General features: G+C 70.6%; 16 protein-coding genes. 11 read left to right on the top strand and 5 right to left on the bottom strand.

The window, feature by feature from the left end:
* The first annotated feature begins 13 nt into the window (after positions 1-13).
* The 7 genes from H576_RS0109000 (at position 14) to H576_RS16155 (ending at position 6,750) form a co-directional block, all read left to right on the top strand.
* Positions 14-1,444, top strand: a complete 1,431-nt coding sequence (locus H576_RS0109000) for an FAD-dependent oxidoreductase (protein WP_245559154.1) — start codon at positions 14-16, stop codon at positions 1,442-1,444.
* Positions 1,445-1,521: 77 nt separating this feature from the next.
* On the top strand, positions 1,522-2,073 hold the full coding sequence (locus tag H576_RS0109005) for a TetR/AcrR family transcriptional regulator (RefSeq protein ID WP_029150664.1): 552 nt from the start codon (positions 1,522-1,524) through the stop codon (positions 2,071-2,073).
* Between the two features lie 10 nt (positions 2,074-2,083).
* Positions 2,084-2,932, top strand: coding sequence for an NmrA family NAD(P)-binding protein (locus H576_RS0109010; protein ID WP_029150665.1), 849 nt, complete (start codon positions 2,084-2,086; stop codon positions 2,930-2,932).
* Between the two features lie 71 nt (positions 2,933-3,003).
* Positions 3,004-3,813, top strand: a complete 810-nt coding sequence (locus H576_RS15110) for a DUF4261 domain-containing protein (RefSeq protein WP_084502608.1) — start codon at positions 3,004-3,006, stop codon at positions 3,811-3,813.
* A gap of 66 nt (positions 3,814-3,879) precedes the next feature.
* On the top strand, positions 3,880-5,112 hold the full coding sequence (locus H576_RS17145) for an ATP-binding protein (RefSeq protein WP_029150666.1): 1,233 nt from the start codon (positions 3,880-3,882) through the stop codon (positions 5,110-5,112).
* A gap of 20 nt (positions 5,113-5,132) precedes the next feature.
* Positions 5,133-5,183 (top strand): hypothetical protein, encoded by a 51-nt coding sequence (locus tag H576_RS17150; RefSeq protein WP_245559155.1) that lies wholly within the window; start codon positions 5,133-5,135, stop codon positions 5,181-5,183.
* A gap of 88 nt (positions 5,184-5,271) precedes the next feature.
* Positions 5,272-6,750, top strand: coding sequence for a hypothetical protein (locus H576_RS16155; RefSeq protein ID WP_156888190.1), 1,479 nt, complete (start codon positions 5,272-5,274; stop codon positions 6,748-6,750).
* A gap of 32 nt (positions 6,751-6,782) precedes the next feature.
* Here H576_RS16155 and H576_RS0109030 read toward each other — a convergent pair whose 3' ends face one another.
* Both H576_RS0109030 and H576_RS15120 read right to left on the bottom strand, forming a co-directional pair.
* A complete protein-coding gene (locus tag H576_RS0109030; protein WP_029150667.1) occupies positions 6,783-7,664 on the bottom strand; it encodes a WD40 repeat domain-containing protein in 882 nt (293 codons plus the stop codon).
* Positions 7,665-7,791: 127 nt separating this feature from the next.
* Positions 7,792-8,958 carry an MFS transporter gene (locus H576_RS15120; RefSeq protein WP_051172521.1) on the bottom strand — a complete coding sequence of 389 codons (1,167 nt, stop codon included), beginning with the start codon at positions 8,956-8,958 and terminating at the stop codon, positions 7,792-7,794.
* A 184-nt stretch (positions 8,959-9,142) separates the two neighbouring features.
* Here H576_RS15120 and H576_RS0109040 point away from each other — a divergent pair, with 184 nt between their 5' ends.
* Complete coding sequence (locus H576_RS0109040; RefSeq protein WP_029150668.1) at positions 9,143-9,772, top strand: TetR/AcrR family transcriptional regulator; 630 nt, start codon at positions 9,143-9,145, stop codon at positions 9,770-9,772.
* A 200-nt stretch (positions 9,773-9,972) separates the two neighbouring features.
* On the opposite strand, the gene H576_RS0109045 is transcribed toward H576_RS0109040, so the two are convergent.
* A complete protein-coding gene (locus H576_RS0109045) occupies positions 9,973-11,514 on the bottom strand; it encodes an amidohydrolase family protein (RefSeq protein ID WP_029150669.1) in 1,542 nt (513 codons plus the stop codon).
* Positions 11,511-12,845 carry a cytosine permease gene (locus tag H576_RS0109050; protein WP_029150670.1) on the bottom strand — a complete coding sequence of 445 codons (1,335 nt, stop codon included), beginning with the start codon at positions 12,843-12,845 and terminating at the stop codon, positions 11,511-11,513. Before H576_RS0109050 ends, H576_RS0109045 begins: the two co-directional genes overlap by 4 nt.
* 171 nt (positions 12,846-13,016) lie before the next feature.
* Between H576_RS0109050 and H576_RS0109055 the strand changes: the two genes are divergently transcribed.
* Positions 13,017-14,090 (top strand): PucR family transcriptional regulator, encoded by a 1,074-nt coding sequence (locus tag H576_RS0109055; protein WP_084502612.1) that lies wholly within the window; start codon positions 13,017-13,019, stop codon positions 14,088-14,090.
* On the opposite strand, the gene H576_RS17290 is transcribed toward H576_RS0109055, so the two are convergent.
* A complete protein-coding gene (locus H576_RS17290; protein ID WP_281167312.1) occupies positions 14,062-14,187 on the bottom strand; it encodes a hypothetical protein in 126 nt (41 codons plus the stop codon). The two genes, H576_RS0109055 and H576_RS17290, sit on opposite strands and share 29 nt — an antisense overlap.
* Positions 14,188-14,240: 53 nt before the next feature.
* On the opposite strand from H576_RS17290, the gene H576_RS16725 reads away from it, so the two are divergent.
* Entirely contained in the window at positions 14,241-14,711 is a 471-nt protein-coding gene (locus H576_RS16725) for a hypothetical protein (RefSeq protein ID WP_156888191.1), read from the top strand.
* Between the two features lie 180 nt (positions 14,712-14,891).
* A partial coding sequence (locus H576_RS0109070; RefSeq protein ID WP_029150673.1) for a transposase occupies positions 14,892-15,101 on the top strand: 210 nt, incomplete at its 3' end.

Here is a 15,101-nt window from a genome sequence, read left to right on the forward strand (position 1 = left end):
GAGGGAGGCCGCCGTGCCACAGGAAATCGCGAACATCGAGGCGACGCACTTCGACGCCGTCATCGTCGGCTTCGGCAAGGCGGGGAAGACGCTCGCGGGCCTGCTCGCGCGCGACGGCCGCCGCGTCGCGCTCGTCGAGCAGCGCGACGACATGTTCGGCGGGACCTGCATCAACATCGGCTGCGTGCCGACGAAAACGCTTCTCCACGACGCCGACCTCCGCCACCAGACGGGATCGGATCCCGAGGCGGCCTACGCGGCCGCGATCATCCGCAAGCGCACGCTGCGCGAGAAGATGCAGGCCGCGAACCTGCGCCTCGTCGAGACGCCGGGCGCCGTCGTCATCGTGGCCCGCGCCGAGTTCACGGGCGAGCGCACGCTCCGTCTCGTCGCGGGCGACGACGAGCTCACGGTGACGGCCGACGACGTCGTGATCGGGACGGGCGCGACCCCGCGGATCCCCCGGATCGCGGGTCTCCCCGAGAACCCGCTCGACGATCCCCGGGTGCTCACGAGCACCGAGCTCATCGACGCCGACCGGCTCCCCCGCCGCCTCGCGGTGCTCGGCGCCGGGTTCATCGCGCTCGAGCTCGCGAACCTCGTCCGCGAGTTCGGCGGCGCGGTGACGGTGCTGAACCGCGGCGCGACCCTCGCGCGCGGCGACGACCCCGAGTCGCAGGAGGCGATCGAGGGTGTTCTCACGGGGATCGGGATCGACCTCCGCCACGACACGACCCTCGCCCGCGTCGACGCCCCCGCGGATCCGTCCGCTCCCCTCACGCTGACTCTCGAGAGCGGCGGCGCGGCGAGCGAGCTCGAGGTCGACGCCCTGCTGATCTCGGCCGGACGCGTGCCCGCGATCGCGGACCTCGGGCTCGAGCGTGCCGGCGTCGCGGTCGACGCCGGCGCGATCCGGGTCGACGACTTCCTCCGCACGACGGCCGATCGCGTGTGGGCGGTCGGCGACGTCAACGGCGGCCCGCAGCACACCTACGTCTCCTTCGACGACCACCGCATCGTCGCCGATCAGCTCCTGCGCGGGCTCGGCGAGGCGGGGCGCAGCCTCGCGACGCGCGGCCCCGTCCCGTCGACGACCTTCATCACCCCGCCGTACTCGCGGGTCGGACTCACGGCCGCCGAGGCGCGCGCGCAGGCCGAGGCGCGCGGCTGGGACGTCGCCGTCGCGCGCAAGGACGTCGCCGACATCGCCGCGATGCCGCGCCCGAAGGCGGTCGGGGATCCGCGCGGGTTCTTCCAGGTCGTCGTCGACCGTGCGTCGGGGCGGATCCTCGGCGCCTCGCTCCTCTGCGTCGAGAGCCAGGAGGTCATCAACCTCGTCGCGCAGGCGATGCGCTTCGAGATCCCCTTCACGGAACTGCGCGACGGGATCTACACGCACCCGTCGACGACCGAGGCGCTCAACGAGGTGCTCGGGCTCGTCTGACGCGGCCTCCCGCGGCGAACCGCATCGGATCGACGCGGGGCTTCTCACGGAACGAGAGTGAGTGTACAGTCACTCACATGACACAGCGATCGCTCTCCACGGCGGCCGACCGCCGATCCGAACTCGTGGACGCCGCGCTCTCCGCGTTCTCGCGCGGTGGCTACGCCGGCACGACGATCACCGACGTCGCTCACGAGGCGGGGATCTCGAGCGCCTACGTCCTCAAGCTCCTCGGCGGAAAGGAGCAGCTCTTCGTCGCTGCGCTCGACAGGTGCTTCGAGCGGATCGAGGAGACGCTGGCGGGCGCCCCGATGGGCGGCACCCCGACCGAGATCCTCGACGCGATGGGAGACGCCTACGCCGACCTGATCGCGGACCGGACGCTGCTCCTCATCCAGGTGCACGCCCAGTCGGTCGCCGCGATCCCCGCGATCGGCGACGCCCTGCGATCCGGGCTCGCCCGTGTCACCCGCTTCGCGAAGGAGCGCTCCGGCGCCGCCGATGCCGATGTGCAGCGCTTCATCGCCTTCGGGCAGCTCTGCCACCTCGTCGTGACCGCCGGCATCGCCGACGTCGACGACGACTGGGCGCGTGCCCTGACCGACGGCCTTCGCCACCCCGAGATCTGAAGGAGAGATCATGTCCACCGCACCCGAGATCCTCGTCACGGGATCGACCGGATCCACCGGCCGCGCGACCGCCGCGGCCCTCGCCGAACGCGGCATCGCGTTCCGGCGGATGTCTCGCAGCCCCTCCTCCGAGCCGTTCGCCGTGCAGGCCGACCTCGACGACCCCGCCAGCGTGCGCTCGGCGCTCGGCGGCGTCCGCGCCGCGTATCTCGTGACGCCGTCGACCGAGCGCGCGGAGGCGCAGCAGAAGAGGTTCGTCAATCTCGCGGCCGAGGCCGGCGTGCGCCGCATCGTGCTGCTGTCCCAGCTCGGTTCGGTGACCGACTCCCCCGTGCGGTTCCTGCGCTACCACGCGGCCGTCGAGGAGCACGCGTTCACCTCGGGGCTCGAGGTCACGGCTCTGCGGCCCAACCTCTTCATGCAGGGCCTCTTCGCGGTGTCGGGCATCGTGCGGTCTGCGGGGGTGCTCCCCGCCCCGATCGGCGACGCGCGCGTCAGCGTCGTCGACGTGCGCGACATCGGCGAGATGGCGGCGCACGCCCTCACGTCCGCCGAGCCGCTGGGGATCCAGACGCTGACGGGGCCCGAGTCGCTGACGCACGCCGACCTCGCGCGACATCTCTCCGCCGCCACGGGCGAGGGGATCCGGTTCGTCGACACCGCGCCCGCGGAGTTCGGCGAGATGCTCGCCGGGGTGCTCCCGCCGTGGCAGGTCGAGGGTCTGCTCGAGGACTACGCCCACTACGCGCGCGGTGAGGCAGCTGCGGTGTCGACCGCGATTCCCGACGCGCTCGGGCGCCCCGCCCGAGGCTTCGCCGACTTCGCGACCGAGAATGCGCAGGCGTTCCGGAGGGCGTGATCGGCCACCGACCCGTGACCGGGAGTTCACCCCCGGCTCATACGTTGGGCGCACACGACGACGGAGGAATCATGCGCTCATCGCTTGCAATGCTGCTCAAGGACGAACGTCCCTCGACGCCGGTGACGGGCCCCGCGCTCGTCGACCGCCTGATCCAGGACTGGCCGGATCTCGACGCCTCGCGCCTGACGGCCACGGGACAGCACGACGCCGGTTCGGCCACGCTCGACTACGGCGGGACGGGGATCGTCGTGGCGACCCTGGACTCCGCGCTCGACATCGACGTCGAGCGCGTCGCGGCGAACAGCGGCCAGTGGCCGCTCACGTTCCCCGCCCCGAGCGACTGCACGGCGCACGCTGTCGTCGCGGTCGTCGAGCCCGACGGCCCGGACAGCCACGAGGCGGCGATCGCCCGGGCCGTGCTCCTGTCCCGCGCGCTGGTGTCGGTGCTGAACCTCGACGACGGCTTCCGGGCCGTCTACTGGGGCGCGGCCGAGCACCTCGTGCACCCCGCGGCCTTCCTCGACCAGGCGAAGGTGCTGCCGTCCCCGATGCTCCCGGCGTGGACCGCGATCTCGGTCGGCCCCCGCGAGGACGGGTCGATGTCGGGGTACACCCGCGGGCTCGAGATGCTGGGGCTGCAGGACCTGGAGCTGCCGTCGGTCGAGGAGTCGGAGGACGAGGCGTTCGAGCGCCTCGCGGGCATCGTGATGTACCAGGTCGACGCGGGCCCCGTGCTCGGCGACGGGGAGACGATCCGGGGGCCGCGCGGCGACGTCATGCTCATCGAGCACGTCGAGAGCTCCGACGGCGAGGGCAGGCAGGTCGTCCGCCTGACCCCGCAGAAGCGCAGGCGCGGACTGTTCGGGCGCCGCAGGTAGTCGGCGCCGCTGCACAACAGCCTGTTAACTTTATCAAACCCATACGCTCGCGATAAAGTTATCGCCATGCGAGACGCTCTCGACAATCCCTTCAGCCCCGGATCCGACACGATTCCCGAGGTCTGGGCGGGTCGCACCGAACAGCTCAGTGACTGGCGCGACGTCGTCCGACCGCGGCGCATCGCCGGACTCGCGGAGCGGGGCCGCACGATCCTCGGCGAACCGGGCCTCGGGAAGTCCGCGCTCGTGCGTCGCATCGCGCAGGACGCCGCGCGCGCAGGTGACTGGGTGACCCCGCAGCTCCGCATCCCGGCCGGAGCCGATCCGCTCAAACTCGTCGCCTCAGCTCTCCTCGATCTCGCATCCAGCGCCGGGCTCCCGGCCTCCCGCGAAAAGCGCATCACGGACGCCCTCTCGAGGGTCGGCGCCGTCGCGGCGGCGGGCATCTCTCTGACGCTGCGCAACGCCCCCGGTCCCGAGCCGTATGTCGCACTGAGAGACCTCCTCATCGAGGTCGGACGTGCGGCCATGTCGCGGGGCGACGTCGTCGCGCTGATCCACATCGACGAGGTCCAGAACGTCACCGACGAGAAGGCGCTCTCGCAGCTCCTCATCGCGCTGGGAGACGCACTCACGTACGAGGCCGAGGTGCACGTCCCCGGCGGCGCCGGCGTCCTTCGATCCCTTCCGATCGCCGTGTACCTCACCGGTCTCCCCGACTTCGAGGACATGGCGGGCGCGCGCAAGGGAGCGACCTTCGCCCGCCGCTTCAAGTCCACGACCCTCTCCGCCATCGATGACGACGATCTGGCCGAGGCGCTGCAGGAGTTCGTCATCCACGGTTGGGAGGTCGCATCCGGCGCCGGAACCGCCGACCGCATCCGCATGACCCCGGACGCCGCGGACACGATCGGGGACCTCTGCCGCGGCGAACCGTTCCTCTTCCAGCTCGCGGGCGAGCAGGCCTGGTATGCGGGATCCGACGCCACGATCACCGCCGAACAGGTTCGCCGCGGATGGCGCGGCGCGAGGCGCGAGGCCGCCGCGCACGTCGAGCGGATCCTCGACAGGCTCCCCGCGCGCGAGCGCGAGTTCGTCGAGGCGATGGCAGCCCTCCCCGCGTCCGACCGCACGCTGACGCGGATCGCGAGCAGTATGGGGATGAAGAAGGCCACCGACGCCGGACCCACGGCGCAGCGCCTGGACACCGTGCGCGGCATCATCAACCGGGGCAAGCCGTACGGCTTCCGCCATCGAGCCGTCGAGGCCTACCTCACGAGCGACTGGCCCGAGGCCTGACGACACCGACGCTCACGGCGATCTGCCGGGCGCTCGACTGCGAGGTGGGCGAGCTGCTGACGGTGTCGTAGCCGGCCCCGCTTCCGCGGCCCGGAGGGCACCGCGTGATCCGGGCCGCCGCGGAGTCGTATCCTCAGGAGTCCTGACCGGAGGATCACGATGACGCAACCCTCATCCCGAGCAGCCCGCTGGCGGCGCGTGGGCTTCGTCGCGCTCGTGGTCGCGCCGTTCGTTGCCGCGGTGCCGATCCTCGTCTCCATGGCGCGCTCCGGCGACCTGTTCGATCTCATCCGCCCCGCGTGGTGGCTGATCCTCTTCGGGCCGACGGCGATCGCCCTCGTCCTGGCCGTCGCGTTCACGCTTCTCGAGCGCCAGCCCGGGCGGATGCCGGCGCTCGATCGCACGCCGCGCGAGGGGATGGTCGTGTCCCACCGGATCCAGAGCACGGGCGACACTACGTCGAGCCGCATCACCGCGGTCGAGTACCGGGCCGCCGACGGCCGCCTGCACCGCGCCGATCTCCTGGAGGAGCTCACGGAGGAGAGCACGCGGGCGATCCCTCCCGGATCCCCCGTGGAGCTGTACGCGTTCCAGGATCCGCAGTTCGCGCGCACGGCCGTGTTCCTCACTGAGGCGCACGACGACCTCGTCAGGCAGGGCATCGGATCCATCAGGTGGGGCGTCGACCGCTCGGCCCGGTTCGCGGACGGGCCCGTCCCCGGTTCCCCGTACGTGGGGCAGGACGCCGGCGACGTCTTCGCCGAGCCCGCACCGCCCGCACGGCCCCGCCGCTCCCGGCTCCGGTACGAGCAGAAGCAGGTCCGCAACCTGACCGCGCTGCTGCTCGGGACGCTGCTGGTCACGCTCGCCGTCGTCGGCGCCGGCCGGGTCATCTGGTGGTCCCCGCTCACGAGCACGCAGGCGTCGCCCGGGATCGGGATCGGCGTGACCTCCGTCGGGCCCTCGGGGAGCGACGAGCTCGGAGAGGTCGTCTACGTGCCGTACACGCTCGATGGGCGGCCCACCTCCCAGAACCGGATCGCGGCGGTGTCGCTCGCGGACGGGGCGCTGCTTTGGGACCGCCGGCTCGACTCGGATCCGGGGAGCGCGTTCCCCGTCGCCGTGACCGCGATCGAGCCGGAGGGATCCGGCGAACAGGGCGACCAGTCAGCGCCGACCGACACGGTGGTCGTGACCACGGAGCACGGGGAGGTCGGCCTCTACCCCGACGACGGCGCCGAGAGCTGCGGCGCCGCGACGCACCTCGCGAACGACTGCGGCGTCGAGGCGGGACAGGGCGTGCTCGCGAGCGCCGACGGATCGAACAGACAGGTGCTCACCGCCCCGGGCGGCGACACGGTGCTCGACCCCCTGACGGGCGAGCCCGCGGGCGACGGCTTCCGCATCGAGGTCGGCGCCGGCGATCGTCTGTCACTCCTCGTGGGCGATCAGGAGACCGCCGCGCTCGACGGCGTCTCGGGGCTCCAGCAGGTGCTCGTGGCGCCCTCGGGCCGGGTCGTCCTCCTGATGCGCGGCGAGAACGACAAGGCCGTTCTGGTCATCGCCGCGGAAGACGGCCTCCGGCAGTTCGCGATCGGCGACCGCGGCCTGGTCGCGTGGCCCGCGTGGATGGGCTGACCGAGCGGTCGGAGGATGCGCGGGGTGGCCGCTCAGACCGCGTCGAGGCGGTACAGGTGAGCCCGATTCTCTGCCGTGATCAGCAGTTCCTTTCCGTCGGGCGTGAACGTCGGGTTGTGTACGAGCCCCTCGGCGGGGAACTCGTCGCGCACCTCGAACGTGTGCGCGTCCAGGATGCGGATCCGACCCTCGTTCCCGCCCGCGGCGAGCAGGTGACCGTCGGGCGAGAGCGCCGGCGTACTGCTCAGGTCGTCGATCTGCCGCCCCGTCCCCGTGTGCACGACGTGGTCCCAGAGCCCCGCGATGATCACTGCCCGGGCGTGCGGATCCCACAGCGCGCGGGCCGGCCCGTGCGGCAGCTGCGAGAGATCGATCGGGATCGTCTCGCTCTCGCCGGTCCGGGGGTCGAACCAGCTCAGCAGATGCTCGCGCGACGCGAGCTCCTCGAGCAGCAGGAGCCGGTCTTCGCCGATGGCGGGCCGCAGGTCGAGGATCCGCGACGACGGGCGCTCGAACATCGCGACCTCACCGGTGAGGCCGTCGACGAGATCGATGCGGGTCGTGCCTGAGGCGAGCTTGATCGGCTCGAGCAGCGTGGTGCCGTCGACCGCGAGCACGAGATCCTTCTCGTGGGATCGGTAGAGCTTGCCCTTCGGGCGGCCCTTCCACCGCACGGAGCCGTCCGCCACGTCGAACACGCGTCGGGTCGAGGAGTGGCTGCGGTCCGCGAGCAGCGACCCGTCGGCCAGCAGCGCCGCGCAGCTGCCGTTCGACCCGGTCGGGATGACGCCGATCTCCTCGCCGGAGGCGACGTCGTGGATGTAGGCCTTCGACTGACGCTCGCGCAGGAGCCTGCGCCCGTCGGGCGACAGCGAGGAGTGGTAGGCGGGACCGAAATTCCGAATCAGCTCCATGCGGTCACGGTATCGACGCGAGGTGACGCGGTCGAGGACGGGAGCTCAACGTTCGGGTGTCCGCCGAAGAGCCTCGGCACGCCGGCGCGAACGACGTCCTCCACGGCGGTGCCAGGTGCGCGTCGATTCAGATCGAGGAACCTGCGCGGGACCCGACCGCGGCGCTGGTGGTCTTCTTCGGGAATCGCGCGAAGAGGCCGATCGCCGTCGCAGACAGGGCGAGCGCAGCACCGAACCACATGGCCGCACCCGTGCCGCCGAGGTCGACGACGACCCCGCCGACAGCCGAGCCGATGGCGATCGCCGCCTGGAGCACGGAGGCGAGGATGGCAGAGACGGCTTCACGGGCATCGGGCGCCGCTCGGAACGCCCAGTTCTGCATCGTGACAGGGCCCGCCCCGACCACGAGTCCCCATACCGTGGTCACGACGACCGGGCCGGCCGGCGCCTCGGTGAGGATCTGCGTCGCCGCGAGCGCCAGCGTGAGAGCCCCGAGGGTCCCGACGACGGCGACTCGGATGCGGCGGGCGGCCAGCGCCCCACCGAGGAAATTGCCGACGATTCCTCCGACCCCGTAGAGCACGAGGAGCGTGGTCATCAGCGCCTGCGGAGTCTGCAGGGTCTCCGCGTAGTAGGGCGTGATGAAGGTGTAGGCGGCGTACTGCCCGATCCAGGCGGTCAGGGCGCCGAGAACCAGCAGGACGACGGGGCCGCGGCGAAGGAGGCGCGGCAGCGTGGCGAGCGAGGCTCCGCCGACCGCGGGGATCGACGGCAATGCGACAGCCTGCCCGACCACGGCCGCGGCCGCGAAGGCCGTGGCCAGCCAGAAGACGAGGCGCCAGTCCAAGACCGTTGCGAGGAACTGGATGGTCGGAACGCCCACCACGCTGCCGATGGAGATGCCGCTGAAGATGAACGCGGTTGCGCGGCCGACGCTGCGTTCGTGGGTGATGCGCGTCGCGAGGCCGCCCGCCTGCGACCAGAACCCGCCGATCGAGACTCCGAGCAGGCCGCGGGCGATCAGCAGCACCGCGAAGTCGGGCGCAAGGGCCGACAGCGCGTTGGATACCACGAAGAGTGCGCCGTAGGCGAGGAGGAGGTGTTTCCGATCGACTCGCCCCGTCGTCGCCCCCAACACGAACGCGGCGACCGCCGCGACGATCGCAGGCATCGCGACGGTGAGGCCGGCGATCCCCTCCGAGACCCCCATGCCGGCGGAGATCTCGGAGATCATCCCGACCGGCAGCAGCTCGGAGATCACCAGCGCGAGCGATCCGATCGAGATCGCGATCACCGCCGTCCACGCACGTCGCGGCGGGACGGGCCAGCCGTGTGATGCGTCATGTCTCGATGTCATCGTCGCTCTCCTTTTCGCCCGCGGTCCAGTTATGGATCGAACAGTCAAGAACGGTACGACATAATGGACCTATTGGTCAAGAACGCGGTGCCGCACGAGCATCGCCGGAAGGATGTGCGGCATGCCGCGACCGCGGAAATTCGAGGAGTCGGAAGTCGTCGCCTCGGCGGGCCGGGCGTTCGCCGAGACGGGATACGCCGGTACCTCCGTCGACGACCTCGTCGCCGCGACGGGACTCGGTCGCCAGAGTCTCTACAACGCCTTCGGCGGCAAGAAGGAGCTCTTCATGCGCGCCTTCCTCAGCGATACGGAAGACGCCGTCGCCGCCGTGGAGGCAGTCCGTCACGGCGCCGACAGCCCGATCGTGCGTATCCGAGCACGCCTGATCGAGGTGGCCGTCACATACGGGTCAGCGCAGTCGCAGCCCTCGCTCTTCGCCAAGACCGCGATGGAGCTCTCCGCCCGCGTCCCGGAGGTGCGCACCTCTGTCCTCAAGGCATTCGACGACATGCAGGCGCACTACGAGGCCTGCATCGTCGAGGCGCAGGAAGCCGGGGAGGTCGCCGCCGACGCCGACGCCGCTGCCCTCGGCGCCCTCTTCCTCGCCCTGATCGAGGGCATGGCGATCCTCGGCGGATCCGGCGTTCCCCGTGCCGACCTGATCGCGGTCGGGCTGACATCGCTCGACGCCATCCCGCTCACCGCCCGCGGCCGGGAGTCTCTGGCCGCTTCCGACGGCGACTGGTCCTGACCTCGGCGCGGCGCCCTGGCCTCGCCCCGACGAGGCATTCATTACGAGTGAATCGCTCCTGAGCGGCGGCCTCAGACACAGAGAGGCCCCAGGCGATTCCGGTTGAACCGTGGACGACCCAGACTGCGAGTGGGACTGGCCTTCGCGCTGGCCGCACCCGGTCGCGATCTGACGTGATGTGCGGTGCGCGGGGGCCGCCCTCACGCGTGAGCCGTCTGCCTCACCCATCCACGCTCGTCGCCCGACCAGCGGTTCACGGGCATCGGGCGCGCCGCGGTCTCGTGGTGCATCCGTGTGAACGCGGGTACGAAGACGGCGTTGAGCGCGTCGAGGCGGTCCATCTCCTCGCGCAGGGCCGGCATCTCCTCGCGGAACGCCGCGATGACTGCGTCCTCGTCGATCTGCGTGAGGCGACCGTTCTCCACCGTCACCACGCCGTCGACCATCACGCGCGCGATCGACGAGCCGTTCTCGCTGTACACGAGGTGGTTCTCGAGCCGGCCCCGCGGCAGGAACGCGAGCGTCTCCGTGTCGAACATGACCAGGTCGGCGCGCTTGCCGACCTCAAGCGATCCGATTGCGTGGTCGAGCACGCCGCTGCGGGCGCCGCCGATCGTCGCGGCGGAGAGCACCTCGGGCACCGTCGGCCACCGCTCGAAGTCGGGCTCGGTCACCTTGTGGAGCAGCGCGGCAGTCTTCATCACGTCCATCAGCCGCGGAGAGTCGCTCGACGAACATCCGTCCGTGCCGAGCCCCAGGTTCACCCCGGCGTCGCGATACCTTCGCCACGGCAGGATGCCCGACCCCAGCTTGAGGTTGGAGATCGCATTGTGAGACACCGAGACACCGGCCCGCGCGATCCGTTCGATGTCCTCGTCCGTCACCCAGATGCCGTGCGCGAACGTCGTACGCGGGCTGAGCGCGCCAATCTCGTCGAGGTGCTGCACGAGCGTCCGTCCGCCGTACAGCTCATCTCCGGTCACGGCCTGCGTCTTCGTTTCCAGCACGTGCACGTGCACTTCGGCGTCGTAGCGCTCCGCGAGCCGCGTCGCGCCCGCGAGGAGGTCGTCGGTGCAGCGCTGCGGCCCCGACGGCGCGAGCATGTAGCGGATGCGGCCGGCCGCCCTTCCGTGATGGCGATCGAACGCGGCCCGGGAGAATTCGAGGTATTCGTCGGCGGTCAGCATCGGCATCGCGCGCACATCGCGCACGAGCTCGTCCGGCAGCCAGTCGGCCGCGAACGGGAGCGTGTCGACGAACGGGCGGTTGATGACGTGGCCCGAGACGTTCGCGCGGATGCCGATGTCCGCGTACGCTCCGACGACCGCGGCGAGCTGGTCGGCGTCCTGCCCCGGCGTCTCGAGCACGTCGTCGATCAGCGTCGTCACACCCGCCTTCATCGACTCCATCGCGAACATCAACGACCGCAGCCGGATGCGATCAGGGCTCACCGGGGCAGCGCCGAGGATCGGGTATGACTGCAGCATCCACAGCTCGAGCGGCAGGTTGTCGTAGCGACCCTTGTAGAGGTACTCCCATGAGTGCGTGTGCGCGTTCACGAAGCCCGGCGTGATCAGCATCCCGCTGGCATCGATCACCTCGTCTCCCGCCCGCGCTTCCAGATCGGCGCCGATCTGCACGATCCGCCCGTCCTCGATCCGGATGTCGGCGCGCACGGGCGCCGCGTCCGTCGCGTCCGCCATCGTGATGACGTCGCCTCCTCTGACCAGCGTCGCGCTCATTCCGCCGCTCCGATCGTCTGGGACTGCTCCGGATCGGCCGCCGTCTCGGGCGAGCGCTTCCGCGCCCCGGCGACGGCGTGGCAGATCGGCGCCGCCACGATTGCGATGATGACGCCCTGCACGGCCGGGCTGCCGATTCCGGTGGCCGTGCCGAACGCGGCCGCCGCGGTGCCGAGGAGGTAGGCGACCACGCCGGGCCAGACGAAGGCGGGCACCCCGTCGAGGTCGGTTCCGGGGTCGCGCCTGCGCCACACGAACAGGAAGGTGCCGATGATCACGCCGCCGAGGGGCGGGATCACGGTGCCGAGCAGCACGAGGAATCCGGTCAGCGCATCGGCGACCCCCGTCACCGCGAGCGCGATGCCGAACACGACGCCGCCCACGATGAACGGACGCTTATCGCCCTTCCCGAACAGCTCGGCCCCGGCCACGCCGAACGCGTACGCCGCGTTGTCGTTCGTGGTCCACAGGTTGAAGGTCAGGAGGAAGACCCCGAGCCCTGCGAGCCCGATCGTCATGAGCAAGGCGGTGAAGTCGGACTCGCCGAAAGCGATCGCGCCGACGCCACCGAAGAAGAGCATCGCCGTCTCGACCACGAGGAGCGACCCGAAGCAGACGACGAACGCCGTCTTGGCGCTGCGCGCGAACCGCGCCCAGTTGCCGATCTGCGTGCCGCCGGAGACGAACGTGCCGATCATCAGAGTGAGGGCGAGGCCGGGAGCGATGGATCCGTCGCCCGTCGTGGCGAACATCCCGCCCCAGCCGCCTGCCTCGTCGACGGAGATCGTCATGATCCACAGGCACAGCGCGAACATCAGCGGCACGGACACCCAGGACAGGATCTCGATGCCCTTGAAGCCCCAGTACGCCGTCGTCGCCATCAGCACGCCGCCGAAGACCGCCAGCGGCCACGACACGCTCCAGCCGAGAGCCGACGAGAGCAGGTCGGCGAAGATGCCGACGGTGATGCCGTACCAGCCGATCTGCGTCCCGCCCAGCACCACCGATGCCCACTTGCCGCCGACCCTGCCGAGAACGAGCCGCGAGATGAGCACCGTCGACAGCCCGGTGCGCGCGCTCGCCGCCGCGAGGATCGAGACGTAGACGGCGAGCACGACGGCCGCGACGACTGCGAGGCCCAGGAACGGCGCGAACCCGAACGCGCCGGCGACCTGGCCGCCGGTCACCATCGTCGGCGTGAAGAAGATGAAGCCCGCCACGACGACGAGCAGGGAGAACCACCCCTGTCGCGCGCGGAGGGGGACGCGAGTCAGGGGGTAGTCCGCGTCGACCGGTGCGGCCTGCGCGGGAGGGGAAGAGATCTTGGCCATGGGGCGCTCCTTTCGCTGAACGCCATTCGAAGCGCCATGTGTTTCGTCGCCGTTGCGCGGGCGCGGGAAGTGGGAGATCCGCAGGGTGCCGGCGCCCGGGGGTAGGGGAGCCGACACCGGACGAAACACCGGCGACATCGACCGGCAATGGGGCCGACGTAGCGTCAGCGCATGCCCGCGATCCCGGATACGCCGGACCGCTGGGTGGCGGATGCCATCCGAGTCGGCGGCGTGCTCGAGTGGGCCGACCCGAGGGTCGACCTCGTCGGGGAGCGGATCGGCACGGATCGGATCATCCGGTGGCCGTTGCCGACGGACCTGCTCGACCCCCGCCCGTACCTGCGCGGCGGCGAGCTCGTGCTCACGTCGGGGATCTCGATCCTCGACGATGCGTCGCAGCGAGCGTTCGTCTCGGCCGTCCGCAGCGCAGGCGCTGCCGCGATCGGCTACGCCCTCGGTGTAGTCACCGACACCGTGCCGCCCGCGCTCATCGGCGCGGCGAACGCCTGCGGCCTCGCGGTGCTGTCCGTGCCCTCCGACGTGCCGTTCGTGGAGATCATCCAGCGCTTCTCAATCGAGCGGAATCGACGAGAGGCGGAGTCGCGCGAGCAAGCCCGTGTCGGCGCGATCGTGGAGATGGTGCGCCGAGGCCAAGCCAGCGCCCGGGTGCTGCTTCCCGAGGTCGAAGACCCTGCCCGCGAGGTGCACATCGTCGTGTCGCGGGGAGAACCGGTGGACATCACCGGCGCCGCGCTGCGCGGGGTGTCGGGGGAGCACGCGATCGCGTTCGTCCCGGCGTCCGGCGCGGCGCCCGCGGCGTCGGCGCACGTCGCGTGCGGATGGAGCGGGCCCGTCGCGCTCGAGCGCGCGGCGACGGCGATCCGCGAGGCGTTCGCCGCCGCCGCGCTGGCGGAGCGGACCGGCCGGTCGGCGGGGCCGCGCGACCTGGCGACGCTCGAGGGCCTGGCCCGTCGCCTCACACCGGAGCAGGCTGCGCCGTTCGCGCGCCACGTCATCGAGCCGCTGCGGGATTACGACGCGCGGCACCGGACGCGGCTACTGCACACGGTCGAGATCGTCTGCCGCACGGAGGGCGCGGTCGCCAGGGCGGCGGCCGAGCTGTTCGTGCACGAGAACACCGTACGAAAGCGGGCGGCGCGCATCGAGGCGCTCACGGGCCTCGACCCCCTACGGAGCGCGGACCGCGCGGCGTTCCTCATCGCGATGCTCGCCGACGCCGGATGACGAGGGCCACGACGAGCGCGTCGAGGCAGCCGTCGACGGTGATCTCGAACCCGAGCTCCCCGTCGTAGAACCCGGTATGGAACACGCCGGCCTGCATCAGACCGATTCCGGCCGCTCATCCTGGCAAAACCAAAAGCGAGAGCCCGGCCGATGGCCGGGCTCTCGCCGGTGACATATCTCGCGACTCGTCACACCGTGGACCTACTGCGAACTTACTCGAATAGCCAGGGGTCCGAAAAGCCGGTACTTGCGCTGATCTCGGATGCCGCCAGAGGCAAGACACCTAGAGAGAATCGAAACAAGAAGAGCCTCCAGAACCGAGTCCGCAGGCTCTCCGAATCCGAAATCGCGGATCTCGTCGAAGCCTATCAAGGTGGCGAATCGATCTACGAGCTCGGGCGCAGGTTCGGGATCCATCGAACCACTGTGAGCGAACACCTCAAGCGCGCGGGCGTGCAGACGCGCGGTGCGAAAGAGCGAAAGCTCACCCCGGAGCAGACGAAGGAAGCGATCCGACTTCGCCAGGAAGGCATGTCATTCGCACGGATCGCCACGGCCATCGGCACCACCGAGTACGCAGTCCGACGCGAGCTCGGCCTGCTGATGGGAGAAGCCATCTGACCAGTTCCCGATGAAGAACTCCGAAGACTTGCCGGACCGGTGATCGCTTCACGATTGGCCTGCCTGATTGCCACCACTGGGTGTTCACTTCCAGGCTCGCTGGAACCCCGCGGGACTGCTGCACGGATAGGTGACATCTGATTTGGCTTGCCCGCGGGGTGGGCCTGGAAGGATGTTGCTGTGCCCAAGCCCTACCCGTCCGAGTTCCGTGACGACGTTGTGCGCGTCGCGCGGAACCGTGAGCCCGGAGTGACGATCGAGCAGATCGCGAAAGACTTCGGTGTTCACCCAATGACGCTGCAGAAGTGGATACGTCGCGCTGACATCGATGAAGGTCCGAAGCCCGGCCAGTCGCGGACCGAGGCGGCGGAGATCCGTGAGCTGAAGAAG

It is taken from the genome of Microbacterium indicum DSM 19969, from assembly GCF_000422385.1.
In the GTDB taxonomy this organism is placed as follows: Bacteria; Actinomycetota; Actinomycetes; order Actinomycetales; family Microbacteriaceae; genus Microbacterium; species Microbacterium indicum.

Bases quoted from the DNA above. Each gene is read 5' to 3' on its own strand.
- H576_RS15110 (WP_084502608.1), top strand. From the start codon at position 3,004: ATGCGCTCATCGCTTGCAATGCTGCTCAAGGACGAACGTCCCTCGACG.
- H576_RS0109010 (WP_029150665.1), top strand. From the start codon at position 2,084: ATGTCCACCGCACCCGAGATCCTCGTCACGGGATCGACCGGATCCACC.
- H576_RS16725 (WP_156888191.1), top strand. From the start codon at position 14,241: ATGGCCGGGCTCTCGCCGGTGACATATCTCGCGACTCGTCACACCGTG.
- H576_RS0109030 (WP_029150667.1), bottom strand. From the start codon at position 7,664: ATGGAGCTGATTCGGAATTTCGGTCCCGCCTACCACTCCTCGCTGTCG.
- H576_RS17290 (WP_281167312.1), bottom strand. From the start codon at position 14,187: ATGCAGGCCGGCGTGTTCCATACCGGGTTCTACGACGGGGAGCTCGGG.
- H576_RS0109045 (WP_029150669.1), bottom strand. From the start codon at position 11,514: ATGAGCGCGACGCTGGTCAGAGGAGGCGACGTCATCACGATGGCGGAC.
- H576_RS16155 (WP_156888190.1), top strand. From the start codon at position 5,272: ATGACGCAACCCTCATCCCGAGCAGCCCGCTGGCGGCGCGTGGGCTTC.
- H576_RS0109005 (WP_029150664.1), top strand. From the start codon at position 1,522: ATGACACAGCGATCGCTCTCCACGGCGGCCGACCGCCGATCCGAACTC.
- H576_RS0109055 (WP_084502612.1), top strand. From the start codon at position 13,017: ATGCCCGCGATCCCGGATACGCCGGACCGCTGGGTGGCGGATGCCATC.
- H576_RS0109050 (WP_029150670.1), bottom strand. From the start codon at position 12,845: ATGGCCAAGATCTCTTCCCCTCCCGCGCAGGCCGCACCGGTCGACGCG.
- H576_RS17145 (WP_029150666.1), top strand. From the start codon at position 3,880: ATGCGAGACGCTCTCGACAATCCCTTCAGCCCCGGATCCGACACGATT.
- H576_RS0109040 (WP_029150668.1), top strand. From the start codon at position 9,143: ATGCCGCGACCGCGGAAATTCGAGGAGTCGGAAGTCGTCGCCTCGGCG.